General features: G+C 56.5%; 9 protein-coding genes. 4 read left to right on the forward strand and 5 right to left on the reverse strand.

Annotated elements, in window-relative coordinates; genetic code table 11:
* From ABWO67_RS17215 to ABWO67_RS17235, 5 genes are all read right to left on the reverse strand, one after another.
* Nucleotides 1-869: bile acid:sodium symporter family protein (locus ABWO67_RS17215; protein WP_353153862.1), on the reverse strand; the 869-nt coding region annotated here is incomplete at its 3' end.
* Nucleotides 870-938: 69 nt separating this feature from the next.
* Nucleotides 939-1,946 carry a 4-hydroxythreonine-4-phosphate dehydrogenase PdxA gene (gene pdxA, locus ABWO67_RS17220; RefSeq protein WP_353153865.1) on the reverse strand — a complete coding sequence of 336 codons (1,008 nt, stop codon included), beginning with the start codon at nt 1,944-1,946 and terminating at the stop codon, nt 939-941.
* A 67-nt stretch (nt 1,947-2,013) separates the two neighbouring features.
* Nucleotides 2,014-3,693, reverse strand: a complete 1,680-nt coding sequence (locus ABWO67_RS17225; protein ID WP_353153868.1) for a PhoH family protein — start codon at nt 3,691-3,693, stop codon at nt 2,014-2,016.
* A 76-nt stretch (nt 3,694-3,769) separates the two neighbouring features.
* On the reverse strand, nt 3,770-4,237 hold the full coding sequence (locus ABWO67_RS17230; protein ID WP_353153871.1) for a peroxiredoxin: 468 nt from the start codon (nt 4,235-4,237) through the stop codon (nt 3,770-3,772).
* Nucleotides 4,234-4,683 (reverse strand): Mth938-like domain-containing protein, encoded by a 450-nt coding sequence (locus tag ABWO67_RS17235; protein ID WP_353153874.1) that lies wholly within the window; start codon nt 4,681-4,683, stop codon nt 4,234-4,236. The genes ABWO67_RS17230 and ABWO67_RS17235 overlap by 4 nt, the downstream gene beginning before the upstream one ends.
* A 204-nt stretch (nt 4,684-4,887) precedes the next feature.
* Here ABWO67_RS17235 and alaC point away from each other — a divergent pair, with 204 nt between their 5' ends.
* The 4 genes from alaC to crcB all read left to right on the forward strand — a co-directional run bounded on the left by alaC (nt 4,888) and on the right by crcB (nt 9,233).
* Nucleotides 4,888-6,075, forward strand: coding sequence for an alanine transaminase (gene alaC, locus ABWO67_RS17240; protein ID WP_353153877.1), 1,188 nt, complete (start codon nt 4,888-4,890; stop codon nt 6,073-6,075).
* Nucleotides 6,076-7,380, forward strand: a complete 1,305-nt coding sequence (locus tag ABWO67_RS17245) for a homoserine dehydrogenase (protein ID WP_353153879.1) — start codon at nt 6,076-6,078, stop codon at nt 7,378-7,380.
* A complete protein-coding gene (gene thrC / locus ABWO67_RS17250) occupies nt 7,377-8,786 on the forward strand; it encodes a threonine synthase (RefSeq protein WP_353153882.1) in 1,410 nt (469 codons plus the stop codon). Before ABWO67_RS17245 ends, thrC begins: the two co-directional genes overlap by 4 nt.
* Before the next feature lie 63 nt (nt 8,787-8,849).
* On the forward strand, nt 8,850-9,233 hold the full coding sequence (crcB, locus tag ABWO67_RS17255; protein WP_353153885.1) for a fluoride efflux transporter CrcB: 384 nt from the start codon (nt 8,850-8,852) through the stop codon (nt 9,231-9,233).
* Nucleotides 9,234-9,765 lie beyond the last annotated feature (532 nt).

The following is a 9,765-nucleotide window of genomic DNA, read 5'->3' on the forward strand; positions in this document are numbered from 1 at the left end:
GCAAACAGAATATTCGCAATGGGAATACCGCTGCTCAGGCTCTTCTTCGAACCGCAGAACAACAACGTGATCCGGTCCTCGATCTTGAACTTCAGCAAGCGACCCAGCAGCAGCGCGATGCCGAGCACCATGGCCAATAGCAACAACGAAATAACCACCAGCGCTACCAGCGCGGATAGCGGGGTGTTGGCCCATAGACCGCCGACGACCGCCTCGGAAAACGCCGTGTAGACCACCAGTAATATCGAACCTTGATCCACCACCTTCAGCATGCGGTTGCGCTTGATGACCCATGCCCCTATCCAGGGGCGGGCAAGCTGTCCCAGTACAAAAGGCAGCAGCAATTGCAGCATGATTTTGCCTATGGCGTCGAACGAGAAAGGGATGCCGTTTGCGCTGCTTCCGGCCAGCACTACGCCTACCAGCACAGGTGTCAAAAAGACGCCAAGCAGGCTGGATGCGGATGCGCTGCAGACCGCTGCCGGTACATTACCGCGGGCTATCGATGTAAAGGCAATCGCGGATTGCACTGTCGCAGGCAGGCAGCACAGAAACAGAATGCCGGTATAAAGATCAGGCGTGACGTAAAGCTTGAGCACGGGGCCGAACAACAAGCCCAGTATTGGAAAAATAGCGAAGGTCACTGCGAAAATAGTGCCGTGCAATCGCCAGTGCGAGGCGCCGGCAACAATTGCTTCGCGTGATAGGCGGGCGCCGTGCAGGAAAAACAAGAGCGCAATGGCCAGGTTGGTAGCCCAGCCAAAGACCGGGACGCCGACCCCATGGACAGGTATCAGGCTGGCCAGCACAATTGCCAAAAACAGCTTGATCAGGAACGGGTCAATCGAAAAGGAAAAGCGAGGCTTCATCAGGAAACAGTAGAGGTTGCAGGAAAGGGTGCTTCGCGCGGGTATACGCAGTAGTTCCTGGCGGATGGTTCAGGCGCTATCGTCGTCGGGCGTCATGGCCAAAGCCAGGTCATAGGCGGCCCGCAGCGAGGCAGGGTCGGCAATCCCCCGGCCGGCGATGTCGAAGGCGGTGCCGTGGTCTACGCTCGTGCGTACGAAAGGCAGGCCGATAGTGACGTTAACCCCTTCATCCACCCCCAGGTATTTGACGGGTATCAGCCCTTGATCGTGATACTGAGCTACCACGATGTCAAACTCGCCTCGCTTGGCGCGCATGAAAACAGTGTCGCCGGGCCAAGGGCCGCTGGCGGCTATGCCTTCAGACTGTGCCTGTTTAATGGCGGGCGTTATGGTTTGGATTTCTTCTTGTCCGAAACGGCCGTCTTCGCCCGCGTGCGGGTTCAGGCCGGCCACAGCAATGCGTGGTTGCTTGACGCCAGCCTGTATACAAGCCCGGTGCGCCAAACGGATGGTGTCCAATTCGGCGTCATAGCTGATTTGCTGGCTGACTTGGCTCAACGGGATGTGAATGGTGACGAGGATGACGCGCAGATCTGGGTTGGCAAGCATCATCGCATAACGCGATGTACCGGTGCGTTCGGCCAGTATTTCGGTATGGCCTGGGTAGTCGATGCCGCCGGCCTGCATGGCTTTTTTATTCAGTGGCGCGGTGACGATGGCACGCAGGCGCTTTGCCTGCGCGTCGTCTATGGCATGGCAAAGGTATTCGTAGGCACCTCGGCCCGCTGCGGCGCTGAGCTGGCCGGAGGGCAGGTCGTCAGGCAGTGCCTGCCAGCGGTTCAGCACAGGAATGATGCCACTGGCATTGACCGCCAATTCTGGCTCACTGATCATTTCCACCCGAAGACTCTCTGATAGGCCCAATTGGCTTATCGCTGCGTCGAGAACCCCGGCATCGCCATATACCAGCGCGGCGTGCGGTAAGCCCGCCGCAAAAAGCTTGACGATGATTTCAGGCCCGATGCCTGCGGCATCGCCCATGGTGAATCCTATCGGTAGTGGCGTAGTGAGGCTCATTGCAGCAGTGTAAAGAAATCCCGGGCTTGATGCCCGGGATTAAAAAGTAACAGTGTTGGTCAGGGTTTTATAGCGCTTCGCTCGCGTAATCGGCCAGGCGTGAGCGTTCGCCGCGTTGCAGCGTAATGTGGCCGGCATGAGGCCAGCCCTTGAAACGGTCGACCACGTAGGTCAGGCCGGAACTGCCTTCGGTCAGATAGGGCGTATCGATCTGGGCGATGTTGCCCAGACAGATGATTTTCGTTCCCGGGCCGGCTCGTGTAACCAGCGTTTTCATTTGCTTCGGAGTCAGGTTCTGGGCCTCGTCGATAATCACGATTTTGTTCAAGAAAGTCCGGCCGCGCATGAAATTCAGCGACTTGACCTTGATGCGCGAGCGTATCAGTTCCATGGTGGAGTTCTTGCTCCAGTCCTGGCCTCCTGTATTGGGTGCGATTTCATTGTTGCCCGCGCCAAGATGGAGTACTTCCAGGTTATCTTCCAGGGCGCCCATCCATGGCAACATTTTTTCTTCTTCCGTGCCGGGCAGGAAACCAATGTCGTCACCCAGGGGAACCGTGGCCCGGGTAATGATGATCTCGTTGTAGCGCTTGGTTTCCAGAGTTTGCGTCAATGCGGCAGCCAGGGCCAGCAAGGTTTTTCCGGTACCGGCCTGGCCCAGCAATGATACAAAGTCGCAATCGGGGTTCATGAGCAGGTTCAGTGCGAAATTCTGCTCGCGGTTTCTAGCAGTAATTCCCCATATATTGTTCTTGCCATGCGAGTAATCGCGCAGCGTCGCCAGCACGGCGCTTTTGCCGCTGACTTCCTTGACCTGCGCCTGCAGGGGAAGCTCGCCGTCGAAATACACGAATTCGTTGACCATGAATTCGGAGCACAATGGGCCTTTGATGCGGTAGTAGGTCGTACCGCCTTGCTGCCACGACTCGACGTCTTTGCCGTGCTTGGCCCAGAAATTCTCGGGCAAGGGCATGACGCCGTCATAGAGCAGGTCCGAGTCGTCGAGGACGTGGTCATTCATGTAGTCTTCGGCGGGCAGGCCAAGCGCGCGCGACTTCAGGCGCATGTTGATGTCTTTGGACACCAGCACCACCGCGCGTTTGGGGTACAAGGCCTGCAAGGCGTGGACCACGTTCAGGATGACATTGTCAGCCTTGCCCGCGGGTAGCTCGATGGGTAGTTCCGAGTGCAGTGCTTCAGTCTGAAAGAGCAGACTGCCCAGCGCTTCCTGGTTACCCAGCGCGTCCAGTTCTATGCCTTTTTCAAGACTGTTCGCACTGCCTACCAGGCCGTCAAGAAAACGGCTGACCTGACGTGCGTTACGCGCAACTTCCGACATGCCCTTTTTTTGGTGATCGAGCTCTTCAAGCACGATCATGGGCAGGAAGATATCGTGTTGCTCAAACTTGAACAGGGAGTTCGAGTCGTGCAGCAGCACGTTGGTATCCAGCACGAATAGCTTGCGCTTGGCAACAGGAAGGCGGATTTTCTTGATCGGACGCGAAGCCGGCACGGCAATAGCTGGCTGCAGTTTTTTGGCTGGCGCTTCAATATCAGGCACCACGATGTCAGGTACCGCGGCAACCAGTGAAACGGTTGCGTTGGTTGATGCTGGACGCTTAGCCCGCGGCTTGCGGTCGATAACAGGGGCCGCAGTCTTGGCGATCTCTGGCGTATCGGTAGCCTTTGAGTGAGCCATAGGGGTAATCATGGCTCCCATTCGGGTTGGCAACTTGGGTAGCGGCATAAAGCGTGTGCTCCTGATCGGGAATATAAACAGTAATAATCGACTTTACAGCTTAAGGGGACCTGAGGCTTTTTTTTCAGGCTCGATCTTTGACAGCTTGCAATACCTGGTCAACATGGCCGGGTACCCGTAGACCTCGCCATTCCTGAACCAACACGCCATCGCGGTCGATCAGGAATGTGCTGCGCTCTATCCCCCGTACCTGTTTACCGTACATGTTTTTCATTTTCATGACATTAAACAATTGGCACAAGGTTTCGTCGGGATCAGAGATCAAAGGGAAAGGCAGTGCCTGTTTTTCGGTGAAGTTGGTGTGCGATTTCAGCGAGTCGCGGGATATGCCGACGATCTGGCAGCCAGCATCCACAAAATCCTGATAGTGGTCACGAAAGCCTTGTGCCTGGGTTGTGCAGCCCGGTGTGCTGTCTTTGGGATAAAAATACAAGACGGCAAAATTGCCACGAAGTGTGTCCAGGCTGATTTCGCCCTGGGTGCTGGTAGCGGTGAAGGCGGGGGCCGGCAGGCCAACTACGATTTCGCTCATGCGGTTTCCTTGAGGGGTAATAGGGCGGCAATGACCCGGCGTCCTTCGGCCATCAGGATATTGTAGGTGCGGGCGGCCGCCTGGGTGCTCATGACTTCGACGCCTATGCCTATATCAAGCAAGGGCCGCGTAACATGGGCTGGCAGCAGATGTTGCTTGAGCCCGGTTCCCACTAACAGCACCTCAGGCGCGTCAATGGGTTTTTGTTGCACAGTATTGCCCTCGAGGAACGCCATAGGGTCGGCCTTCGTTTCGCCTAATCCGGCGACCGCGCGGAGCACGGCTGCCGTGATGTCGCTGACAAGCTCCACCGGCCAAGTGTGAATCTCGCCTTCGGGTCCAAAATAGACGGCGTGCCCGTACGAGACTTCATTGATTTCTATATAGTCATCCCCGTACGCTGTCACGGTATTGAGCGCCGGGTTAGATTCGCTTTGTAATTGCACAAAAAAACTCCCAAAGTCTTGAAGATCATAGCGCAAAGCTACCGTGATAATCATGAATCCGATTTTTTTTGAATCGATTAAACTGCCTAGTTGCCTGAAAAAAGCGAATTGCATTTGCCCGGAGCGCCGGCTTAGGCTAGATTATCGAAATTGTTGCGCTGCACCCATCGATACCTATTCCCCTTTTGTCACCCAAGGATCATCATGACGAGTTTTCCGCGTATAGAGCGTTTGCCGCCCTATGTTTTCAATATTACTGGCGAATTGAAAATGGCGGCGCGACGACGGGGCGAAGATATTATCGATATGTCCATGGGTAATCCCGATGGGCCAACACCCAAGCATATCGTCGACAAGCTGATCGAGGCTGCTTCGCGGCCCGATACCCACGGCTATTCGGTATCCAAGGGGATACCCCGCTTGCGCAAGGCGATTTCGGGCTGGTACGAGCGTCGTTACGGCGTACAGATCGATCCGGACTCCGAGGCGATCGTTACCATTGGCTCCAAAGAAGGCCTGGCCCACTTGATGCTGGCCACGCTGGATCGTGGCGATACGGTGCTGGTACCCAATCCCAGCTATCCCATACATATTTATGGGGCAGTCATTGCCGGAGCGAATATCCGTTCTGTGCCAATGACACCTGGGCTGGATTTCTTCGAGGAAATCGAACGGGCCGTGCGCGAAAGCATACCCAAGCCCAAGATGATGATATTGGGCTTCCCCAGCAATCCCACTGCCCAATGTGTCGACCTCTCGTTTTTCGAGCGCGTTATCGCCCTGGCCAAAGAACACAATATTCTGGTTGTCCACGACCTGGCCTATGCGGACATTACGTTCGACGGTTATGTGGCGCCGTCCATCATGCAGGTCGAGGGCGCTCGCGATGTGGCGGTCGAGTTCTTTACCATGAGCAAAAGCTACAACATGGCCGGCTGGCGCGTGGGTTTCATGGTGGGAAATCAAGAATTGGTCAATGCGTTGGCGCGCATTAAAAGCTATCACGACTATGGCACTTTCACGCCTATCCAGGTGGCTTCGATCGCAGCGCTCGAAGGTCCCCAAGATGGCGTATTGGAAGTGGTGGAGCAATATCGCAATCGCCGCGATGTGTTGGCCAAAGGCCTGCATGAGGCCGGCTGGATGGTCGATATTCCCAAGGCGTCCATGTACATCTGGGCCAAGATTCCTGAGTTCTATCAGAAACTCGGTTCGCTCGAATTTTCCAAGCGCTTGTTGGCGGATGCCAAGGTGGCGGTGTCGCCAGGCGTGGGGTTCGGCGAGTACGGCGACGACTATGTGCGTTTCGCCCTGATTGAAAACGAGCAGCGCACCCGTCAAGCGGTGCGTGGCATTAAAGAAATGTTCCGCAAGGACGGATTGGGTAAGTAAATGAGTCCTATCAAAGTTGGTTTATTAGGTCTGGGCGTGGTTGGCGGTGGCACCTGGAAAGTATTGACGCGCAACGCCGAAGAAATCGCCCGCCGCGCGGGCCGGCGTATCGAAGTCGGGGCGGTGGCAGTACGCGATATAGAGAAAGCCAGGCGCTTGCTCGGCGACCAGGTGCCTATCACGCAAGACGGCATGGAAGTGGTGCGCAACCCCGATATCGACATTGTTGTCGAACTGATCGGCGGCGATACTTTGGCGCGCGACCTCATCATGGAAGCCATCAATCAGGGCAAACATGTGGTCACGGCCAACAAGGCCTTGCTGGCCAAGCATGGTAATGAAATTTTTGCTGCGGCTCATGCCAAGGGCGTAATGGTGGCCTTCGAGGCTGCTGTCGCCGGTGGCATACCTATTATCAAGGCAATACGCGAAGGCCTTACCGCCAACCGCATTCAGTGGGTGGCGGGCATCATCAACGGCACGACCAACTTCATTCTGTCGGAAATGCGCTCGCGCGGCTTGCCGTTTAGCGACGTGCTGGCCGAAGCGCAGCAACTGGGCTACGCCGAGGCAGATCCTACCTTCGATATCGAAGGCGTGGACGCCGCACATAAACTGACCTTGCTTGCATCACTGGCTTTCGGTATTCCTGTGCAATTCGACAAAGCCCATATCGAAGGGATTTCATCGTTGGCGCAAGAAGATATCGCCCATGCCGAGCGCTTGGGGTATCGCATTAAGCTGCTGGGCATTACCCGCCGGCGCGACGATGGCGTCGAGTTGCGCGTGCATCCCACGCTGGTGCCGATTGACTGCCTGCTGGCCAATGTCGAAGGTGCGATGAATGCCGTGCTGGTGCACGGCGATATGGTCGGCGCCACGCTGTACTACGGTCAGGGCGCCGGTGAGTTGCCTACGGCGTCGTCGGTGGTGGCGGATCTGGTCGACGTAACCCGGCTGCAGGCCGCCGACCCAGAGCATCGCGTGCCGCACCTGGCTTTCCAGCCAGATGCCATGGAAGATATTCGTATTTTGCCTGTTGCCGAGGTACAGTCTTCGTATTACCTGCGCCTGCGCGTAGAAGATCGTCCCGGTGTATTGGCCGACCTTGCCCGCATCCTTTCCGAGTCGGGTATTTCTATTGGTTCGATGTTCCAAGAACCGCATGGCGCCACCGAGGCGGATATTATCTTTCTGTCGCATATGGCGCGGGAAGGGGATGTCGACACGGCCCTGGCGCAGATTCAGGGCTTGTCGTTCGTGCGCTCTGACGTAACGCGCTTGCGCGTGGAGAGTCTGGTATGAAATATCGTTCGACTCGTGGTGCGATGGCGCCTTTGGCGTTTTCCGACATATTGCTTGAAGGCTTGGCGCCCGATGGCGGGCTGGCTTTACCAGAAAGCTTGCCGACCATTAGCGCCGCAACGCTGGAATCCTGGCGCGGCTTAAGTTATGCCGATTTGGCGTCGGAAATACTAAGCCTGTTTATTGATGATATTCCCAAGGCTGACTTGTCCAGGCTGACGCACGCGGCCTACAACGCCGATGTCTTTCCGGGCGAGCAGATGGTGCCGCTCAAGCCCCTGGGCAAAGGCATGAGCTTGCTGGGCCTGTCGGAAGGGCCAACCCTGGCATTCAAGGACATGGCCATGCAGTTCCTGGGCCAAGTCTTTGAATATGTCCTGGAAAAGCGTCAGGCCACGTTGAATATCCTTGGCGCGACATCGGGCGATACCGGGTCGGCGGCGGAATACGCATTGCGCGGCAAGCGCGGGGTATCCGTATTCATGCTGTCGCCTCATGGCCGCATGAGCGAGTTTCAGCGCGCGCAGATGTATTCTCTGCAGGATGCCAACATTCATAATATTGCCCTGAAGGGCGTATTCGACGAATGCCAGGATATCGTCAAGTCGCTGGCAGGCGACCTGGAATTCAAATCGGCCTATCATCTGGGCGCCGTCAATTCCATTAACTGGGCTCGAATCGCCGCCCAGGTCGTGTACTACTTCTGGGGCTGGTTGCGTGCCACGTCGGCGCCAGGGCAGCAGGTGTCGTTCACTGTCCCGTCGGGGAACTTCGGCAATATCCTGGCAGGTCATATTGCTCGCCAGATGGGGCTGCCGGTCCGCAGGCTGGTTCTGGCCACGAATGAAAACAATGTGCTTGAAGAGTTCTTCCGCACGGGTATTTATCGGCCTCGTTCTGCGGCACAGACCCACGCAACGTCCAGTCCGTCCATGGATATTTCGCGTGCATCCAACTTCGAGCGCTTTGTGTTCGACCTGCTCGACCAGGATCCGGCACGGGTACGCGAATGCTGGCAGCAATTAGCGCTGCAGGGCGAATTCGACTTGAGTCACCTTTTGCCGCTGTTCGAGTCACGCTACGGGTTCGTGGCAGGCGTTAGCAGCCATCAAGACCGTCTGGCCACCATCAAGTCGGTGTATGACAGCAGTGGTGTCCTGATTGATCCACATACTGCGGATGGCGTAAAGGTCGGAGCCGCCTTTGTTGAAGAAGGTATTCCCATGCTGGTGCTGGAAACCGCATTGCCAGCCAAGTTCGGCGAGACGATACTGGAAGCGATAGGCAAGCCAGCGCCAGTGCCCGAGCACTTGCAAGAATTGGCGAGTTTGCCGCAGCGTGTTCATGTCATGGATTGCAGCACCGAGCTGGTGCGTAATTACCTGATTGAGCACGCGCCCCGGTAGGGCAGCGTACTAGCTCGGCGTCGTTGAATTCAGGAGTTTTAAAGAAGGAAGGCCTCAATACACATGCTGACATTTAGCCATTTTCTTTCTATCGGAGTCGGTGCGGCGGCAGGCGCTATATGCCGCTGGCTCCTGGGATTATGGCTGAATCATCCGCATGTGCTTATGCCCTGGGGAACGCTGGCGGCCAATTTAAGCGGTGGTTACTTGATTGGTTTGCTTTTGGGTGGGCTGGCGTTGTATCCCGATGTGCCAAGTTGGCTTAGGCTGATGTTGATTACTGGGTTTCTGGGTGGCCTGACTACATTTTCGACGTTTTCTGGCGAGACGGTGGGTTTGCTGGAGCGGGGGGCTTATCTACAGGCCCTGGCTTATGCGGGGGTCAGTTTGCTGGGCAGCTTGGCGTTGACTGCCTTGGGTTTTGCTACGGTGAATGTTTGGCGATAGTCTGCTGTGGCGGCTTTTTGCTCTTGGTTTCTGTTATTGGTTTCGTGATCTTCTTGAATTCTTGATCCGGCGTCGTGAGCTGGCTAGGGCAGACGAATAATCGCTGCGGTCCCTGCGGGACTACCCGCGCAGTCATCCCGGCCTGGCGACGGACGCAAACTCACGGGGACGGACAGCCACTGGCTGTCCGTAAGCGCCCCGTTCGAACAGTGCGTCCTTGTCCCGCCAGTCCAGGCCGTCTACGCGGCGCGCTCAAAATTCGTCTACCCTAGCCAGCCCACGACGCCGGATCAAGAATTATTGGACGGCCATCGATATCTGCTGAGGATGCCGGTATTAACGTTGCACGGTTTTATGGGCGGGTTTGCATTACAGGGCCGAAGCATCATTCATCTCGGGCAGTATTCGTGACATAAGCACGCAATACGTCCCAGCGGCGTTTCGCATTCCATAACGCAGCGGGGCAGATCCTGGGAGGGGATGTTGCAGCGACTTTCGGTGGCGAGCGAGACGCACGCGAAAGGAGCCCGAA

The organism is Pollutimonas bauzanensis (assembly GCF_040393045.1).
GTDB lineage: Bacteria > Pseudomonadota > Gammaproteobacteria > Burkholderiales > Burkholderiaceae_B > Pollutimonas > Pollutimonas bauzanensis_A.

Bases quoted from the DNA above. Each gene is read 5' to 3' on its own strand.
- thrC (WP_353153882.1), top strand. From the start codon at position 7,377: ATGAAATATCGTTCGACTCGTGGTGCGATGGCGCCTTTGGCGTTTTCC.
- crcB (WP_353153885.1), top strand. From the start codon at position 8,850: ATGCTGACATTTAGCCATTTTCTTTCTATCGGAGTCGGTGCGGCGGCA.
- ABWO67_RS17225 (WP_353153868.1), bottom strand. From the start codon at position 3,693: ATGCCGCTACCCAAGTTGCCAACCCGAATGGGAGCCATGATTACCCCT.
- alaC (WP_353153877.1), top strand. From the start codon at position 4,888: ATGACGAGTTTTCCGCGTATAGAGCGTTTGCCGCCCTATGTTTTCAAT.
- pdxA (WP_353153865.1), bottom strand. From the start codon at position 1,946: ATGAGCCTCACTACGCCACTACCGATAGGATTCACCATGGGCGATGCC.
- ABWO67_RS17230 (WP_353153871.1), bottom strand. From the start codon at position 4,237: ATGAGCGAAATCGTAGTTGGCCTGCCGGCCCCCGCCTTCACCGCTACC.
- ABWO67_RS17245 (WP_353153879.1), top strand. From the start codon at position 6,076: ATGAGTCCTATCAAAGTTGGTTTATTAGGTCTGGGCGTGGTTGGCGGT.